The organism is Faecalicatena sp. Marseille-Q4148, assembly GCA_018228665.1.
GTDB lineage: Bacteria > Bacillota > Clostridia > Lachnospirales > Lachnospiraceae > UBA9414.
Genome location: CP073692.1, coordinates 2,980,576 through 2,997,800, shown reverse-complemented (window position 1 = coordinate 2,997,800; position 17,225 = coordinate 2,980,576). Strand labels below are relative to the sequence as shown.

Annotated in this window: 14 protein-coding genes and 3 pseudogenes; 1 reads left to right on the top strand and 16 read right to left on the bottom strand. The window is 49.0% G+C overall.

Annotation, left to right across the window (positions count from 1 at the left end; translation table 11 throughout):
* The first annotated feature begins 7 nt into the window (after positions 1-7).
* Positions 8-865, top strand: a complete 858-nt coding sequence (locus KFE17_14510) for a hypothetical protein (protein ID QUO31993.1) — start codon at positions 8-10, stop codon at positions 863-865.
* A 565-nt stretch (positions 866-1,430) separates the two neighbouring features.
* On the opposite strand, the gene KFE17_14505 is transcribed toward KFE17_14510, so the two are convergent.
* From KFE17_14505 to KFE17_14430, 16 genes and pseudogenes are all read right to left on the bottom strand, one after another.
* On the bottom strand, positions 1,431-1,988 hold the full coding sequence (locus tag KFE17_14505; protein ID QUO33738.1) for a DUF4316 domain-containing protein: 558 nt from the start codon (positions 1,986-1,988) through the stop codon (positions 1,431-1,433).
* A 33-nt stretch (positions 1,989-2,021) separates the two neighbouring features.
* Positions 2,022-2,405 (bottom strand): annotated as a pseudogene (locus tag KFE17_14500) (hypothetical protein).
* 33 nt (positions 2,406-2,438) lie between these two features.
* Positions 2,439-3,248: pseudogene (locus KFE17_14495) on the bottom strand (antirestriction protein ArdA).
* A 14-nt stretch (positions 3,249-3,262) separates the two neighbouring features.
* Complete coding sequence (locus KFE17_14490) at positions 3,263-3,973, bottom strand: antirestriction protein ArdA (GenBank protein QUO31992.1); 711 nt, start codon at positions 3,971-3,973, stop codon at positions 3,263-3,265.
* Complete coding sequence (locus KFE17_14485) at positions 3,973-6,063, bottom strand: DNA topoisomerase 3 (GenBank protein ID QUO31991.1); 2,091 nt, start codon at positions 6,061-6,063, stop codon at positions 3,973-3,975. The genes KFE17_14490 and KFE17_14485 overlap by 1 nt, the downstream gene beginning before the upstream one ends.
* Positions 6,060-6,776, bottom strand: a complete 717-nt coding sequence (locus KFE17_14480; protein QUO31990.1) for a DUF4366 domain-containing protein — start codon at positions 6,774-6,776, stop codon at positions 6,060-6,062. The genes KFE17_14485 and KFE17_14480 overlap by 4 nt, the downstream gene beginning before the upstream one ends.
* Positions 6,766-7,020: a DUF4315 family protein gene (locus KFE17_14475; protein QUO31989.1), complete on the bottom strand. Its 255-nt coding sequence runs from the start codon at positions 7,018-7,020 to the stop codon at positions 6,766-6,768. Before KFE17_14475 ends, KFE17_14480 begins: the two co-directional genes overlap by 11 nt.
* A gap of 26 nt (positions 7,021-7,046) precedes the next feature.
* Positions 7,047-8,906 (bottom strand): CHAP domain-containing protein, encoded by a 1,860-nt coding sequence (locus KFE17_14470; protein ID QUO33737.1) that lies wholly within the window; start codon positions 8,904-8,906, stop codon positions 7,047-7,049.
* A gap of 25 nt (positions 8,907-8,931) precedes the next feature.
* Positions 8,932-9,987 (bottom strand): DNA (cytosine-5-)-methyltransferase, encoded by a 1,056-nt coding sequence (gene dcm, locus KFE17_14465; GenBank protein ID QUO31988.1) that lies wholly within the window; start codon positions 9,985-9,987, stop codon positions 8,932-8,934.
* Positions 9,988-10,035: 48 nt separating this feature from the next.
* A complete protein-coding gene (locus KFE17_14460) occupies positions 10,036-10,491 on the bottom strand; it encodes a hypothetical protein (protein ID QUO31987.1) in 456 nt (151 codons plus the stop codon).
* 70 nt (positions 10,492-10,561) lie between these two features.
* Positions 10,562-10,783: pseudogene (locus KFE17_14455) on the bottom strand (hypothetical protein).
* Positions 10,784-10,944: 161 nt separating this feature from the next.
* On the bottom strand, positions 10,945-12,828 hold the full coding sequence (gene ltrA, locus KFE17_14450) for a group II intron reverse transcriptase/maturase (protein QUO31986.1): 1,884 nt from the start codon (positions 12,826-12,828) through the stop codon (positions 10,945-10,947).
* Between the two features lie 732 nt (positions 12,829-13,560).
* Positions 13,561-15,744 carry a DUF87 domain-containing protein gene (locus KFE17_14445; GenBank protein QUO31985.1) on the bottom strand — a complete coding sequence of 728 codons (2,184 nt, stop codon included), beginning with the start codon at positions 15,742-15,744 and terminating at the stop codon, positions 13,561-13,563.
* On the bottom strand, positions 15,677-16,096 hold the full coding sequence (locus tag KFE17_14440; protein QUO31984.1) for a PrgI family protein: 420 nt from the start codon (positions 16,094-16,096) through the stop codon (positions 15,677-15,679). Before KFE17_14440 ends, KFE17_14445 begins: the two co-directional genes overlap by 68 nt.
* Before the next feature lie 16 nt (positions 16,097-16,112).
* The gene (locus KFE17_14435) at positions 16,113-16,982 is read right to left on the bottom strand and encodes a hypothetical protein (GenBank protein ID QUO31983.1); all 870 of its coding nucleotides are present in this window, start codon (positions 16,980-16,982) and stop codon (positions 16,113-16,115) included.
* Positions 16,983-16,999: 17 nt separating this feature from the next.
* Positions 17,000-17,215 carry a Maff2 family protein gene (locus KFE17_14430; protein QUO31982.1) on the bottom strand — a complete coding sequence of 72 codons (216 nt, stop codon included), beginning with the start codon at positions 17,213-17,215 and terminating at the stop codon, positions 17,000-17,002.
* Positions 17,216-17,225 lie beyond the last annotated feature (10 nt).

Here is a 17,225-nt window from a genome sequence, read left to right as displayed (position 1 = left end):
GGAGCAAATGCCGGAGGAAAAAAAGATGCAGATAGGTTCTAATACATATAAATTGATATTACTTGATACAAATGCTATTAGAGAAATTGTGATGAATGTTAACTTGTCAGGAAAAGGATTTTTAGAAAAATTTTTTACCGAGCAACAAAATAAATATGCACCTTGTTTTTCAATTTATAATGTAATTGAACTTATGCCCTATCAAGACATTTATGAGAAGTTTTTAGAATTTTTCTCAATCATTCCTTGTCTTATGATATTTCCGGTTAAAAGCATATTTCAAAAAGAAGTCGAGTGTTACTTTACAGAAAAGGGGTTTGTAATTGATAATCAAATTGCCAATGCTTTTACACCTTTTGTTTCTAAAGATAATTATAATTGCAAAAAGTTTTTTGAGATATTGGCAGAGCAGCCAGTTTTAATGAATAATATTGCTTTAGAGGTAAAACAATTTCCTGCTATAGCTAAGGCATGGGAAGATAAAAGAAAAAGTGCAGAACTTATGTTAAAGGCTCAACACTTGCCATTGAACATGATTGATGAAAAATTTTATAGGGTTCACGAAAGAGAAACCATTATAAAGGACTTAATGAATTTTGGTATTGCAGTTCCAGAAGATATTGATATTTCACAGTTGCCAGCCTCAAGAGTGATGGAATATTCTCAATTTGTCCGCATTTTTCAAACTCAAAAAAGCCTTAAAGCAAATGATGTAATGGATATTCAGATTAGTTCTATTATACCTTATGTAGATGCAGTAATAACAGAAAACTTTCAAGCAGATGTTTATAGAAAAGCAAAAAGGATAATATCTCAAATGAAAGGACTTGAAATATATACATTGAAAGATATTAGACTTAATTAGAATTGCACCGTGGAAATGTGCATAACGGACCATTCCACCGATGGAAAACACATTCACAGCACATGGAAAAATCAGAGCTTTCCCACATCCTGCAAACATCGTTTCCCACAGTTCCATAGTACGGCCAGTTATACGCATTCCCACAGCGCCTACTACTGCAAACATCCATCCTTTCTTTCCTACCTGGATAAAAGAAAATAAGAGCATAAAAAAAATAGGGAGTACAGCCACCACCACACAAGCGGTAACTGTACTCCTGTTTTCGTGTTTGGAAAAGTGGCGAAAATCGACACTTTTTCCTATCATTTTGAGCCATAGGGGGGCAGAGGATAAATCCTATTACCTATGTATTTTGAGCCTCACAGAGCCGAAAAAATCCTTTGTTTTCAACCCTTTTCCCGCCTCTTTTTTGCCCTATCTGTCTGGTAGAGAGGACAGGCGACTATTCCGGCTCGGAAACTCTGCTTGCAGTTATGGATACATTTTCTGCAAATCTTGTTGTACTGCCGCCTGCCGTTCTCCCCAAGAAAGAAGCTCCATTCCTGTTTCCACTTTTTACTTCGGCTCATAGTTCTGGCCCATCCTTTCCGGGCTTGCCGATCTCCGGGGGCTTTCGTTCGGCACATTCCTTTTTGGCCTGGGAAAGCTGTCCCAGGACAGAGGGCTTATCTGTAACGGGTTCCTTGTCCTTTGCCCGCTCCCCGTTGTTGATAATACCGTCAATCATGCCGTAGTCGTCCTCCACCTGGACCTCTGCATTCTTCAGAGGATTCTCCGGGCTTGTGAGATTGAGCAGGAAATTTTCCCGATCATCCACGGTCAGATCAGGGAGAGCTTTTACCAGATCGACCACCGCCGTCTGGACAAGAGAGTTCTCCTTAAAATGTTCTATCAGGCAGAGGGTGTCCAGATCAAGATGGTTTCCCTGTACCAGGGGATACTCCATACCGCTGTATATACTGCCATCCTCCAGGGTAAAGCCGATACCTTTTATACCGTGAATCCGGTCTGCTGGGATTGCCTGGTATGCGGTGACCGCCTCCTGCAAAGTCAAGTTGTCATGGTATTCTCCCAGAGAGGGGAACTCCATACATTCCGCTGCATAAAAGGTGATCTGCCCCATATCCAGTTCCGCCTTTTCTGCCTGCTGTTCCAAAAACTCCGGTACTTCCTTGTCTCCAAATCGGTCACAGAAATGGGCGGTCTCTTTCCCATATTCCTGCAGGATCACCACATCCGAAACGGAGAGGCTGTGCCCCCGGAAGTTCTCCGGGCGGTGGATATTGAGATCAGTATAAATACTTTCCAGGTTCTCCCCAGGGGTGAGTGGGGCGGCGTAGACCGCCTCATAATTTCTCCGGTCAACGGAAAGCCCGGCAGCCTCCAAATACTCGCTGCTCTCAAAACGGTATGGATGAAGTTCCTCCCCCTCCTTTAGCTGGTACACGGTGTAGGTGTTGATACCATATTCCTTTTCATAATCGGTGAGCCGCCCAATCAGCGGGGCAGTTTCCTCTCTGAGGTCCATTTCACGGCTCATATTGAGAAGCCCGGTTTTGATAAGGGAAGTGTTCCCGTCAAGGAGGGCGTCAGCGATTGCCTCCCTCTGTACCTGCTCTTTGGGAAATGCCTGTTCATAATCGGCACTGTATCCCCGGAAATGTAAATCCAGATCGAGGGCAAGTTCCGTCGATACATCCAGGCGATCAAAGTCAGGTTCCAGTTCCTCCACATCCTCCGGGGAGACCATCACACGGTATTCCTCCGGGATGTTCTCGCGGTCTCCGTCATAATATTCCTCAAAGCGGCTCTGATTGTCATACACATAACCGTAATCGGTGAAAGCTCCCGTGTCTCCCAGGGCAATATCACGCCCGTATGCCTCATAGTCGATATAGTTCTGCAGGTACTCCGGCACCTGCATGGTTCCCAGCTCGTCAATGTAATACCGGCCCAGATCGTCGTAGTCGTCAATGCCAGGGTACACATCATATTTATCCAGATTATCGGTTAGGTTGATCAGGTCTTTTATGCTGCCGGTGTAGTCGCTGATCTCCATGGCGGCCTGGAAGTGTTCATATTCCGACTCGCCCAGTTCTTCCAGTTTGGAAGCCAGGTAGTTGAGCTCATCCAGGTTCTCATATTCCCCTAAGAGGTTATAGAGCCCATCTACATAGCAGTCATAGTCCGTGATGAACCATTCCTCATAGGGATTGCCGAAATCATCCGCAGAACCAATACCGATACGCTCAAATACTTCCTGCAGCTTTTCCGGGGTAGTGGGGAACTTTACCCATTCCCCCACAAGCTCGCCCTCGTTGTACTTTCCCAGGTTTGTGATAAATGCTGCAAACGGAAATTCGCTGTCATGGCTGTATCCCATATAATTGCACCTCCTTACAGTTCCGGCCCGTGTTTGTCTGCCTTTGGCGGCAGCACCTCACGGGCGGCACATTCTTTCTTTGCCTGTTTCAAAAAATCCTTGACGGAGGGTTTGACCTCCTTGTCCTGTTTCACCGTAGGTTTTTCCCGCTCCCATTCATCCCCGGATAAGAGGACATACCCCTTATCCGTGAAATATCCGTTGTCCTGTTCCCGGACTTTGCGACCGAAAGCCTCCGGGTCAATGCCGGCTTTCCACACCTCCGGCATTTCTACCATGCCGCTCTCATAGAGCTGGTAGCGGCCCAGAGCCTCATCACTGTTCATCCCCGGAATGAGGATGAAATAATCAAAGTTGTGGGGATACTCTTTGAACTGCTCAAAGTCCGTCAGCCGCAGGGGTGTTTCCTGGACGGCCATCAGCTTGTTAAATTCATGGTCGGGCAGATCGGAAAGTTCCTGTGCCAGCATTGCCAGATCATCCACATGGGCGTACATGGGGAGAGCCAGCCTAAGCCCCGGTACATCCGAGACATAATCATCAAAGAAATACATATCCGGTGTAGCAGAGATCGGCAGTCCAATCTCTGTAAAGGCAGCGGTGATTTCCTCTGCATTTGCCGGGAAATAGAGCCAGGTTCCGGCATTGTCACGTTCTCCGCTGTCATAGGCAGCCGTGTTGGTGATATACGCCTTGAAAATATAATCAGAGGAATTATCCTGCATTAGCGGCCTCCTTTCCCTTTGGTGAACTCGGTCTTAAAGTTGATATACTTCCCGCCTGTATCCTCCATCACGATAACCGCGTCATAGGTGGTATCTTTCTTTTCGGAATAGAGCCCCTTGACTTTGGTTTTCCCTTTAGAGAGCAGATCGGCGGCCATCTTCTTTGTCAGCTCTTTTCTGCGGGAAGTCCAGAAACGGTCATTCTTCCACAGAACAAAGCTGCAGCCCCGGTCTCCGCAGTAAAAATTCTTCTTTCCCTCAAAGACCGGCTGGCCGCAGCGGGGACAGATACCCACAGACTCTTTCTGCGGGGCAAACAGCTTTTGCTTGTCCTCGGAGATATGGGAGTAGCGGGCGATCAGTTCTTTTGCCATGCTTTCAATCCCCTCCATGAATGTTTCCGGGGAAAGTTTTCCCTTTGCCACTAAGGACAGCTTATTTTCCCAGTCGGCGGTGAGCTGGGGCGAGGTCAGGACTTCCGGGAGGACCGTTACCAGGTTGATACCGTTCCTGGTGGGGATAAGGTTCTTGCCCTTACGTTCCACAAAGCCGGAGGACACCAGCTTTTCAATGATGGAGGCCCTGGTGGCAGGTGTGCCAAGCCCTTTCCGCTCCACATCATCCGGCATATCCTCTGTTCCTGCGTGTTCCATAGCGGACAGCAGGGTATCCTCCGTATAAGGTTTGGGCGGCGTTGTGAAATGCTCAGTTACCGTGGCGGTCACATGGTCGAATACCTGCCCCTTTGTCAGCGCCGGGAGGACCGCCGTATCTTCCTGGTCGTCTGCCGGTCTCTCTTTCAGGGAAGAACCAAACGCCTGCCAGATTTCTTTCCAGCCCTGGGAGATAATCTCTTTCCCTTTGGCGGTAAAGGTATACTCCCCACAGGTGAACACCGCCGAAACGGTCTCATATACATGGGACTTTGCCAATGCACACAGCAGTTTGCAGCAGACCAGGGTAAACAGGCTCCGTTCACCGGCCGGCAGGAGGGACATATCCTGTTTTGCCAGTTCCAGCGTGGGGATAATGGCGTGGTGGTCGGATACATCCTTATCGGAGATCACCGCCGCCACATCAGGAGTAAATCCACCAACGGAGGAAAACAGGGGCAGCCCTGCGGCCAGTCCGGCAACCGCAGAAACAGTTTCCGCCATATCCCCGGTGAGATACCGGCTGTCCGTCCTCGGATAGGTGAGCAGCTTTTTCTCATAGAGTGCCTGGGCATAGTCCAAAGTCTCTTTCGCGGTGAACCCAAAGAGGCGGTTCGCCTCCCTTTGCAAGGTGGTGAGGTCATAGAGTTTCGGGGGCTTGACGGTCTTTTTCTCCCGTTCCAGGGAAACACAAACGGCCTGCCCGTTCTGGCAAGCCGTCTGCATGGATACCGCTTTCTCTTTTTCATCCACCCTGTCGCTTACTGCCTCCAGACCGTTCAGGTCCAGCCGTACATGATGGTATTTCTTTTTCTGAAAGAGCATAATCTTTCCGTCACGCTCTGCCAACATTGCCAGGGTAGGCGTCTGCACGCGGCCTACATTCAGGGTCTTGTGGTAGAGGACCGAAAAAAGGCGGGTGGCGTTAATGCCGATCAGCCAGTCCGCCTTAGAACGGCACAGGGCCGAATGGTAAAGCGGTTCATAGCGGCTGCCCGGCTCCAGGTTGGAAAAGCCCTCACGGATGGCAGTATCCTCCATAGAGGAAATCCAGAGTCGCCAGACAGGTTTTGTGCAGCCGGCCATTTCCACCGCCAGACGGAAGATCAGTTCTCCCTCACGCCCGGCGTCACAGCCGTTCACCAGCTCCGTCACGTCCGGGCGGTCCATCAGGGACTTTACAATGGAAAACTGCTTTTTCTTTCCGGGAGATACCACATGCTGCCAGACTTCCGGGAGAATAGGCAGGTCCTCATAGTTCCATTTCTTGTAGCGTTCCTCGTAGGCTCCCGCCTCCGCCAGGGATACTAGGTGTCCGATACACCAGGTCACCAGATAACCGTTTCCCTCCAGGTATCCGTCTTTTTTATTCTTTGCACCCAGGGCAGCGGCATAAGCCGCCGCTACGCTGGGTTTTTCAGCGATAATCAGTTTCATACGCTTTCATCCTCCTTTGGTGTGTCGTCCAGATACTCAACCTCGGTATCCTCATATTCATCCTCAAAGTCATATTCCCCCAGATCGTCATTCCCTTTGGTGGAGGATTTGCCCTTTACGAACTTGAAGTAATAGAACGCACCGCCGCCACCGATCAGAAGCAGGGACAGGAGGATGAGGGCGGGATTAAATCCTCCTTTTTCTTTGGGTTCTTCCTTAGGTTCCTCGGCTGCCGTTTCCTTGCCTACACAGCCGGAACGGTCATTCTTGCAGACTTCACAGTCCATCTTTACACTACCGGCCTCGCATTTTTCCGCACAGGTGCAGACCGCCGGTGCTGTCTGCGGTTCTTTGCCCTCGGTGAGAGCCAGCAGGTCCGCCTCATCCACCTGGTTCAAAAAGTGGACCGTATTTTTTCCATCTGCCGCCCGGTCAATGATAATGTAAAAGGTATTACCGCTTTTGCTGGTAACGGTGATAAACTGTTTATCCTCGCTGCCGGCCGACTCTATATCATCTACCAGGGACAGGTTGCCCTCCGGGGTGAGCGGCACAGGCTCCGGCGGGGTTTCCGTTTCTGCCGGGGGTGTTTCTGCAGGCGGGGGTTCCACCGCCTCTCCGCCACCTGCATAGGCGGTCACAGAAAAAGCCGTCATGGAGAACATAACGGCTGCCAGTACCAGGAACTTCCTGAAAATTCTCTTATTCTTCATCTTCAGTTTCCTCCGTTTCTCCGGAGTAATCTTCCTCCGGCAGGGTGATCTCACCGCTTGCATAGGCTTTCAGGAAAGCAGACAGCTCTCCACGGTCCATCTTGACTGCCTTAACCATGCGGACAATCTCCAGGTTTTCTTCCTCGGCGATCTTCTGCTCCAGGTCACGGACTTTCTTCTGCAGCTCGCCGATCTTAGCTTTCGCTTTTTCAATCTCACTTCTGTATTTCTCAATCGTCGCCATAAAAATATCATCCTTTCTGAAATTTGTTACCAGTTCATCAGGCCGTAGCCGTGGATATACTGACTGTTAAGAGGGTAGCTCTTAATCTTGCAGGCGTCGCCGCTGTTTCCCTCCACGGTATAAACATTGGTTCCGTCTGTTCCGATCACAAGGCCTACATGGTCGGAACCGCCGCCGTCCCAGTCGAAAAAGATCACATCACCGGGGGCTACATCCGTGTAGTTGCCTGCCGCCCATTGCCCGTGTTCCTTGAACCAGGGAACACCCTGGGAGGCACAGGCAGCGAACCTCGGCTCGCTGTATCCCGCCTGGTTGATACACCAGGAAACGAAACAGGCGCACCATTCCACACGGCTGTCAAATCCATACCAGGACCAGTAAGGCTGTCCGCCTACATTTCCCACCTGGGCTTTTGCCAGGTCAATGATTTCCTGATTGCCCGGACGGGTGCCGTTTACAAACTCCACGCCGCTTAGATCGGTGGATGGGCTGGTGTCGAATGAGCCGCCGCCAAAGAGCAGGGGCATATTTCCGCTGGTGTCCCGGTAAGCCCGGTACATTTCAAGCTGTTCTGCGGTGAGGGTTTCTTCCGCCACATAAAAAAGCCCGTGGTTTTTTAAGGTCACGGTCATAATGTAGTAAGTATAGGGGACTTCCACCTCGTAGGTATCGTTATGGGTATTCCCATCCTCATCCGTCCAGGTGTCGGTCCTCGTTTCGGTGCGGTAGCGGATTTCCTCCGTTTCCGTTTCGGTAAGCTCATACTGCAGGTCAAAAACCGTTTGGAGTTGCCCTTGTGCAGACGCCGTGGTGTAGGCTCCGCCAAAGTAAGCGGAAAGATAAGCCGCCAGTTCGTGAGGGTCATGGTGGATACCGTCCAGTTCAAAGCGGTACTCATCATATCCTGGGTTCAGGCTTTCGTAGTTGTCAAGCTCATACTGTAAATCCTGTTCCATAGCGGTGTAAGCCGCCTCCACCGCTTTCATATCCTGTTCTTCTGACGGATAGGAGGTGGCGGTGACAGCACCCAGGCCGCCGATCACCATATTGGTGCAGGAGGAAATGCCGCCGGCCAGTACCAGGATAAGAAGCCCGATTGCCAGGACCAGGAGAGCCCCTTTCCAATGCCTTGCAATAAAACGGGCTCCTTTTTCCCCTGCCTGGGCGGTTTTCTTTGTGGCTGTACTTGCCGCCTGTCCGGTTTTTCCGGCTGCTTTGCCAGCGTTTTTCACATCCTTAGCGTAATTATGCTTGATCTTCTGTTTCTGCAGGAACCGGGAGAGCGGGTTGGAGGAAAGGTTTGGGTTCTCCGATAGGACCTTGTGATACTGGAAATTCACATTGGTCTTATGGAGAGCCTGTTCCGCTTTGGCAGCCTCCCGGTAGGGCTTTAAGCGGTGGTTACGGAGGGCGGTCTTTGCCATACCGGAACCTTTGGAAAGAGCCCGCTCACCGGTCCGTTCAATACTGTGCCCTGCCTCCACGCCGGAATTTTCTTTTTCCACTTCATGGATTTTGCCGTGGGCTTTGCCCGCCACCATGCGGCCCGCCAGGGAAGCCGGACGGGAAACAGGGTTTGTCTTTGCGACTTCCGACATGGGCTTTTCCACTTCCTCAAAACGGAGTTTCGTTTTGCCCTTGCCCTTTGCCTCATCATAGAGCCGTTCACGGGTCAGCTTTTTCTTCTTTGGGATACGCTCCCTGGCAGCCTCCGCTTTATCCGCCGCCTGTTCCGCTTTGCGGATATAGCGGTCCAGTTCCGGCATGGCACGATCTTCCTCGGTAAAGTGAAGCCGCCCGGAAAAATCCGCCTCCTTTTCTTTGCCACTGATATTTTCGCTTTTGCCCGTGGTCTGGTTTTCCTCCACCGCACCCTCACGGGTAATCTTCTGGGTCACCTTGTCACGGGGCTTATACTGTTTCATGTTCCATCACCTCCCAGATACAATGTTTTTTACACCTGCCGGTCAGTATCTCCGCCATAAAGTGAAAGATAGGATACGCCTGGGGAGGGCAGACCGCATTCCCCAGGGTCTTTAAGCGGAGTGCCCGGTCTTTGGTCTGCTCCGTTATGCGGGGCACTCCCTCCGGCTCCCTGTTCCAGAGGACAGCTCCGTCCATCCTTTCGGGAAGCCCATAAGCCATTCCACCCAGTCCGGGTTTAAGGCCGCCTTGTCCGAGAGGGGATTTTCCTGGAAGATCACCTGGGCTGCCAGGTTCCCGTTCTTCTTTTTCGGGTCGTAGGCAGATGGTTTCAGGGTAGAGCGGAACCCGTCCGAGGCTACCGGCGTCAGGTAGAACACCGCAGCCGATAGGGGCAGGCTCCAGATCGCCCCGCTTTTGTTCTTCTTTCGGAAAATCCCATTGTCCGACAGGTACACATCCAGGCTTTGGGCGTCCTTTACGGTCCCCTTGTCGGAGGCAAGGGGCGTAGGAAACATCAGCCGCGATGATAAAAGTTCGCTGGCGCTCATGCCATGCGCCGACGCCGCAAGCCGGAAATACGAATGGGAGAACAGCGTATCCCGCTTTTGCCAGGTCAAAGATCGTTTTGTCGAGCCCCATATTGATGAAGCCAGCAACATTTTCCCCAAGCACGAAACGGGGCTTAAGTTCTGTAATAACCCGGCACATCTCCGGCCACAGGTAGCGTTCATCCTCAAATCCTTTCTGCTTTCCTGCGGTGGAGAAAGGCTGGCAGGGGAAGCCTCCGGAGATGACCGTGACGGTTTCAAGTCCTGTTTTTTCAAAAAATGCCTCCTTTGTTAAAGTGGTTATATCCCTGAATTTCGGAACGTCCGGCCAGTGCTTTTCTAAAACGGCGTAGGGATAATCCGCCCATTCACACTGGCAGACCGTTTCAAAGCCGGCAGCCTCCGCCGCCAGGTCCAGACCGCCGATACCGGAGAACAGGCTTAAATGGGTCAGTTTGATTTTACAAATTTTATTCACCTCATTTCTGGGCATAAAAATAGCACCCATGCTCTTTACATGAGTGCTAAATCTACAATCTTTCTATTCTGTTGGAGTAGATTTTAATATGCCACTAATTAGATATATTTCGGTCAATCCTTTATTAACCTTGCTTGATTTGCTGCCATACAAATCTGATCGCATTGCTTTGATTAGGTTGGTAAATGCTTTAGTATATTGAGTTTCGTAATCAGCAACACTATTATTTTTTAGGTGGTTTATCAATAAGTCTGCAAATTCATATAGAGACGATAAAACTTTAGGACTTGCGATAATAGTCAAATTATTGAAAGCATGGTTATATCTTATGGTTGCCTCCGCAGACTCTGAGTTATTCATATTTTCGCTTAACGCATGAATAAATTCTAAATAGTATTGCTCTTTTAATTTTCGTTCTTCAAATTTCAGCTTACTACGTTTGTTTAAGAAATCAGTAATAATGGCTGTGACAATGGCAGTAAATGTCGCTAAAAGAGCAACGATTATCGTTGTGTTCATATCAGTTCACCTCGTGCATATTATACCTCCATTCCCTATAAAAGTCTATTTGTATTACCTTAGGATAATTTTAACTCACTTCCTCCGGCTTTGTCGTCATAATGCGGTAAAGCTCCGTATCCTGCGGGAACCGGTCCACGAAAGGTAAAATCACATTTCCGTAGAAGATTAGCCCCTCGCCAGGTCCTGAATGTGTCACATAGGAGAGCTGCTGCGGGGAGATACCCAGTTTCTTTGCAAGGATTTCCCGGTCACCGGCTGCCTGGTTTAACATATACACGAAGTCCGAGTTCTATAGTGATAGGTAAGCCTCTGATATCATCTCGGGCTTTTCCCCCACTCCACACCGTGCATGCGACTTTCACCGCACACGGCGTTCCATCGGTTAGTATTTTTCATTGTCTAAACAATCAACCTTTGAATAGAATAAAAACTGTAGTAGTTGAAATAAGATTAAATAGGTTGCATGGAAGCCAACTCACGAAGGTGGTTAACCTTTATAAGCTGTTTGATATCTAGCTGTAGTAAATCCATATATTTGTAAATAGTTTCCGCTTTTGAAGCATGAATGAGTTTATGTACGGAATTCTTTATGAGAATAAGATTCTCATAGGCATCCGTACCGCCTAAATGTCGGGGTAACTTATGATGGCAATGAATTTCCCCAACAGAGGAGAATTCAACACCTGTTATAGCACATTTTCCCCATTGGGCTGAGAAGAGAGATATTCGATTGTCTGCGTATTCCGCACTATTGGAATAGGCTGGTTGACGCATGAGAGCCAACATCATAGGGATGTTGATTCTCAGACAGTTGTGAATACCTTCTCTTCCTTCGGGAGTGTAATAATTCCAGCTCTTCTTACGGAAAAGTGGGTTTTTGTGCTGTGTGTATCCTATTGGATACACGGGCTCATTCGTACCAGCGACATATCGCATCATTTTGGATTTACCAAAACGGGCTTTTTCAAACTCCGTAAGCTCTCGCCCTGTTTTCACAAGACGGTTGCCTGTGCGAGTGCTAAGCCTGTTTGTCAGCAAGGTCATGACTGTGCGGTTTAGGGAAGCACAATCATGATTAACATGTGTGGCGATACAGTAATAATTCTGCATGCCAGTAACCATACTGTTATAGAGTCTGATTTCCCCCTGTTCGCCATATATTTTGCGAGGGTGAACGATTCTCTTTGCCTGTTCTTTAAGCTTCTCCCTTTTGTGCTCGAGATTTTTATCTGCGATATGAGATATAACCACGAGTTTGTTGCCTTTTCTGTGAACTTTCATTTTGAATCCGAGAAAATCAGAGTAATGATTTCTTACATTGACAATCCTCGTTTTCTTTTCAGAAATTTCCAGTTTGAGCCTTTCTTTCAGCCACAGAGTGACTGCACATTTGGTGCGTTCAGCGGAGTCCTTTGTCCTACAAAAGATTCGAAAATCATCTGCATAGCGAACAATGAACATTTCCTTCAGGTTAGATTTCTTAGCCTGTCGAAAGCCGTTTTCAGGTCTAGCATTCCGTTTGCAAATCGGACACCATTGCCATTGACTTTCTACCCAGTGGTCTAATTCGTTAAGCACGATATTAGCCAGAAGTGGCGATATAATACCTCCCTGTGGGGTTCCTTTGTCGGGTGTGATAAAAGTCCCATCTTCCAGTTTGATTGGTGCTTTGAGAATTCGTCTTATGACAAATATCAGTTGCTTGTCATGAATACCCATAGCCCATATCTGTCGTATCAGCTTGGCATGATTCACGTTATCAAAGAACCCTTTTATATCGAATTCAATGACATAGTGAAGATTGGCATGTTGAAGTAGCTGATAACTTCTTGCTATAGCGTTCTCAACCGAATGGTTCGGTCTGAATCCATAGCTGTTTTTGCTGAACTTAGCCTCACAAACAGGTTCCAATACCTGTTTGATACATTGTTGAACAAGTCTATCCCATATACACGGAATCCCTAAGGGTCTCATTTTACTTGGGTCGTATGGTTTTGGTATCTCCTTACGCCTTACAGGTTTTGGGCGATACCCATGTTCACTTCCATTAATAATAAATCTAACTTTTTCAACAACCTCATCGGGGGAACATCTTCCAATGTCCTCGATTGTGAGATTGTCTGTGCCACTTGTTTTACTTCCCGTATTTTTCTTGATATTTCTGTACGCTAGAAGAATGTTTTCCCGTTGAAGAATGACAGACATTAAATCTGTAAAAACTTCTCCGTTCAAACTTGCCTGGTATAGATTATCAATCGTATTCTGCATTCCGTAATACTCATTGTGACGCAGATTATCCTCACAGAGCAGTTGCTTTTTCTTTTTCATGGTCATAAGGCATCACTCTCCTTTCTTGGGAAAGTGTCCCTTTTTGTCATTCTCGTAATCCTTATAAGATTGAATGACAACAATTGTTTCTAACCGACTAAAGCTCATCCCTCGTGCCCGCCTTTTTCGTAGGGCTGTCGTAGGTTCGAGCTTCGCTTTTCAGCACAGATTAGGCGGCTTATATGATTCGTCCGCAGATTGCTTATGAGCAACTCTGTACCTTTCCACGTTCCGATAATTCTATCTGTGCATATATCCTTAGGTGTTCGCTATAGTCCTGTCAGCTTGATTGTGCCTGTAACACAATACGGAGTTTCATATTTTCGATTCTTACTACACCGCACTGACCCACAATTAAGTGTCCATACATTTCTATATGGTAAACATCTAGACCCGTACATTCGCGGTTTTCGTCAGTCCGTCGTGGACATTCTCACCATAGATATTTTATAGACTCCCGACGTGTCATCTGCATACAGTACCTCTACCGCACTTTCGACAGCTGTATTTCTACACTGTTTCGGCAGACTTCCGCCGACTTTATCGAGCTCCAGACCCCAACCATTACAGTCGGAGCCGGTCGAAGTATCAGAGAAGGCATTTCAAGGCGTTACCCCATCATTCTACCTTTCGAATTATCAGTTGTTACTTACCTCGTAAGAAGGTAAGTCCGACGATTTTAGCATCGCATGGCCATAAGTCCATGAAGTTTTACCCTCATAGAGCGATGTTTGTGCGTCAACGTGTCGCACCAAAAATGTTCTCGATCTCACGGCTTGCCAGCAAATCCTTAATGTTCTGGGTGATACCCGTGGGGATACCGCCCCATTTACGAAAGCGTTTCCAAATCTCCACGGAGTAGGCGGCGGTCTGTTCCTCCTTTAAGAGCAGATGGAACTCGTCACAGTAGAACCAGGTGTTGGCGTGCAGTTCCCGGTTTTCGGTGACTCTGCCCCAGACCTGGTCCTGGATGATGAGCATACCCAGCTTTTTAAGCTGTTTCCCCAGTTCCTTAATGTCAAAGCACACAAGACGGTTCTGAATATCCACGTTGGTACGGTGGTTGAAAATGTTAAGGCTGCCTGTCACATAGAGCTCCAGGGCGGCGGCGATACGGGCAGCCTCCAGCTCCGGCTGTCTCTGGATTTCCTCATAGAGATCGCCGAGGACAGGCATATTTTCCGGTCTGGGGTCAGCCAGATACCCGCGGTACACGGTGGTAACGGCCCGGTCAATAATGGTCTTTTCAATGGGCTGCAATCCATCCTTGCCGCCCACGATCAGCTCGCATAGGGAAAGGATGAAGTCGCTCTTTAAGGCCAGGGGGCTTTCATCCTCGGAGTAGTTCAGGTTCAAATCCATAGGGTTCACAAAGTCTTTGCTTGTAGGGGAAATCTTTACCACCTGCCCGCCCAGACGGTTCACAAGCGGAGCGTATTCTGCCTCCGGGTCGCAGATGATGATGGTATCTTTCTTACTTGCCACCAGGAATACATTGGTGATCTCCCTCTTTGCGGAGAAGGACTTGCCGCTGCCCGGTGTACCCAGGATAAGGCCGTTGGGATTTTTAAGCTGCTTTCTGTCTGCCATAATCATGTTGCCGGAAAGGGCATTGAGCCCGTAGTACAACGCCTCGCCGCCCTGAAAAAGTTCCTGAGTGGTGAACGGCACGAAGATGGCGGTGCTAGAAGTGGTGAGGCTCCGCTTGATATTTACCTGGTTCAGTCCCAAAGGGAGAGAGGACATAAGCCCCTGTTCCTGGCAGAAATCAAGGCGGGTCAGGGCACAGTTATATTTCTGAGCCACGCCCGCCGACTGGAATACATTGTTTTCAAGTTTCTGTCTGGTATCCGCAAAGTTCACCACCAGGAATGTGAGCAGGAACATCCTTTCATTTCTGCTCTGCAAATCACGGAGCAGGTTCTTTGCCTCGCCGCCATAGGTAGCAAGGTCAGAGGGGATTATATCCATATCATAACCTGCCCGGACTGCTTTTTTCTGTTCGGCGATCTTCATGGCGTCCAGATCGGTGATCTTCCTCTTGATGGTCTTGATCGCCTCGTTGTGGTCGATACTGCGGATATGCAGCGTCACCATAAGGCCGTCCTGTGCCTCCATGAAATCCGCCAGCATACGGTCATTGAGTTCCGGCGCCAGGATTTGCAGGAAAGAGACCGCACCCAGTTTCTTCCCCATGCGGAACATCCTTGTGTTTCCAAACTGGAATGAGGACGGGGCGATATAATCCTTGACAGAGAGGCCTGTCTTAGGAAGCCAGTTCCATTCAAAGGAAAACGGCTCCCCGTCCGGGTGCATGAGCCCGTGGAGGACTTGCAGGCGTTCTTTGCCGTTTAGTGGTCTTGCCGCCGCACCGATCACCTTAAAGAGGTTCAGCACATCCGTTTCAATCCGGGAGAGCCTTGCCCTGGCTGCCTTTAAGTCCTCCGCCTCGATGGTGAGGGTCAGATATTTCCGTTTCACCAGGCCGTTGTTGCCGCGAGAAAGCTGGTTCTTTAACATGAGGGCATATTCCTTTCGGATACTGTCAAAGCTGTCCCCCTGGTCGCTGATCTCGATGGAGCGTTCAAATTCCTCCCGGCCTACATACTGGCTGATAAGGGAGAGCTGCACTCCCACGGAAGCGTCAAAGTAGTTATACAGATCGCACAGGTTTTCAAAGGTGGCTGTCTTATCATCCGCCTGGGCGAGCTGGTAATTTATATCGTCAAAAGCAAGGCTTTTGGAATAGGATTTGCCCGGCAGCTTGCAGATACCGTCCGGGTATATCACCTCAAAAGGGATACTGTCCTGGGCAGTATGGGGCTTTCCGTCCCCCTTAGCCTGCCGGATGGCCTTATCCACGGCCTTTTTCTCTCTGGCGGTGAGTTTTACCTTTCCCGCCGTTTTTTCTGTTCTGGACAATCCGTTTCACCTCCATTTCCAGATCACGCTGCCTTGCCAGGGCCTCGTAGAAGTTGTTGGTCTGATAGGGGCGGTTCTTTGGGCGGATGAATTTTGTTTCGATCATCTGCTTTAAGATCACCTCTAAAGGCTGTCCGTTTTTCTCATACATGGCAAGCAGAAAGAACGGCAGCATAACCATCATCATGCAAAGGGTCGCCGTGGAGTTCCCGGCAGACTCTTTGAGTAAAAAGAAAAGCGGCACTCCTAAAAGCACCGCCGGGGTAAAGCAGACAAGCTGCCTTTTTGTCAGGCCGAAAAATACCTTTGTTTTGATTTTGGAAAGGTCTTTCGGTACGGTCACATAAGCCAATCAGCATACACCTCCTTTAATGGGCGCTGAAAATGCCCTTTGCCATGCTGCCGGTCTTAAAGAGGGTAAAGCATAAGAGGACCGTGTATCCCATGCAGCCCCAGATGGCAGCGGATATGTTGTCGGCGGTGGAAATCTCCTGGATGAGGACCGCATAAATGCCAACGCATATCATAATGAGAAACGCCTGGAAGCCTAAAGCGATCAGAGACTTTAAGTAGTTCTGCCCCACGCCGGACCATTCCCGGTTGCTCATGGTAGCAAAGGGGATAGGCCCCACGGAGGTTACAAGATAAATCTCGATCATACGGCCATAGACCACCAGGAAGATACAGATGGAGAGGATATTCATGGTGAGCCCCACCACCATGCTCTGGAACCACAGCCCTAAAAGAGGCCCTAAGTCCATAGCCTCAAGCTGAGCCTCCATATCAGGGATGGCGGTGGAGAGGTCAATGCTGGTAGATCCGCTGATGATACCGCCGCTCTGGCTTACCACGTTCTGGGCCACATCAAAGATCGCCATAACGATATTCCAGGTGTTGGTGACTAAGAACACGGCCACAAAGGTTTTGAATATCCACTTGAAGAAAATCCATGTGTCTACATCATGCAGGTTGTTCTTCTCGATCACAAGCTGAATGAGCTCGTAGCACATCACAAAGGTTAAAATGATACCGGCTATGGGGATAATGACTGTTTCAGACAGAGACCGAATGAGGTTGAAAACGCCACCGTTCCATGCCGACGGCGTCATGCCAACCTCCCCGGCGATCTCGCCCACTTTGGTATTTACCGTGTCAAACATCCCCGACAGATTACCGAGTATCCCGCTGATGAGCAGCTCTTTGAGCCACTCCGCCAGCTTGTCGAGTATGCTTTGCATAGGTTATCCCTCCGTCATTATCCAAACAGGCCGGAAAGCAGCGGTACAAGGGTCATGCCGATGAGGGCAACGCCGCCGCCCGCCATAAGCTGTTTCATGCCCTGGCTTTTTGCTCCAGGGTTATCATTTCCGTATCCCTCCATGAGGTTGATACCACCCCAGATACCAAGACCGGCTCCCAGAGCCACAACAAGGGTCTGTAATACGTCTACTGCGCTGTTGAAAAATTCCATAAATTCAATC

Coding starts and splice junctions, on each gene's coding strand:
- KFE17_14480 (QUO31990.1), bottom strand. CDS start 6,776: ATGAAGAATAAGAGAATTTTCAGGAAGTTCCTGGTACTGGCAGCCGTT.
- KFE17_14485 (QUO31991.1), bottom strand. CDS start 6,063: ATGAAACTGATTATCGCTGAAAAACCCAGCGTAGCGGCGGCTTATGCC.
- dcm (QUO31988.1), bottom strand. CDS start 9,987: ATGCCCAGAAATGAGGTGAATAAAATTTGTAAAATCAAACTGACCCAT.
- KFE17_14430 (QUO31982.1), bottom strand. CDS start 17,215: ATGGAATTTTTCAACAGCGCAGTAGACGTATTACAGACCCTTGTTGTG.
- KFE17_14510 (QUO31993.1), top strand. CDS start 8: ATGCCGGAGGAAAAAAAGATGCAGATAGGTTCTAATACATATAAATTG.
- KFE17_14475 (QUO31989.1), bottom strand. CDS start 7,020: ATGGCGACGATTGAGAAATACAGAAGTGAGATTGAAAAAGCGAAAGCT.
- KFE17_14435 (QUO31983.1), bottom strand. CDS start 16,982: ATGCAAAGCATACTCGACAAGCTGGCGGAGTGGCTCAAAGAGCTGCTC.
- ltrA (QUO31986.1), bottom strand. CDS start 12,828: ATGACCATGAAAAAGAAAAAGCAACTGCTCTGTGAGGATAATCTGCGT.
- KFE17_14460 (QUO31987.1), bottom strand. CDS start 10,491: ATGAACACAACGATAATCGTTGCTCTTTTAGCGACATTTACTGCCATT.
- KFE17_14505 (QUO33738.1), bottom strand. CDS start 1,988: ATGGGGCAGATCACCTTTTATGCAGCGGAATGTATGGAGTTCCCCTCT.
- KFE17_14490 (QUO31992.1), bottom strand. CDS start 3,973: ATGCAGGATAATTCCTCTGATTATATTTTCAAGGCGTATATCACCAAC.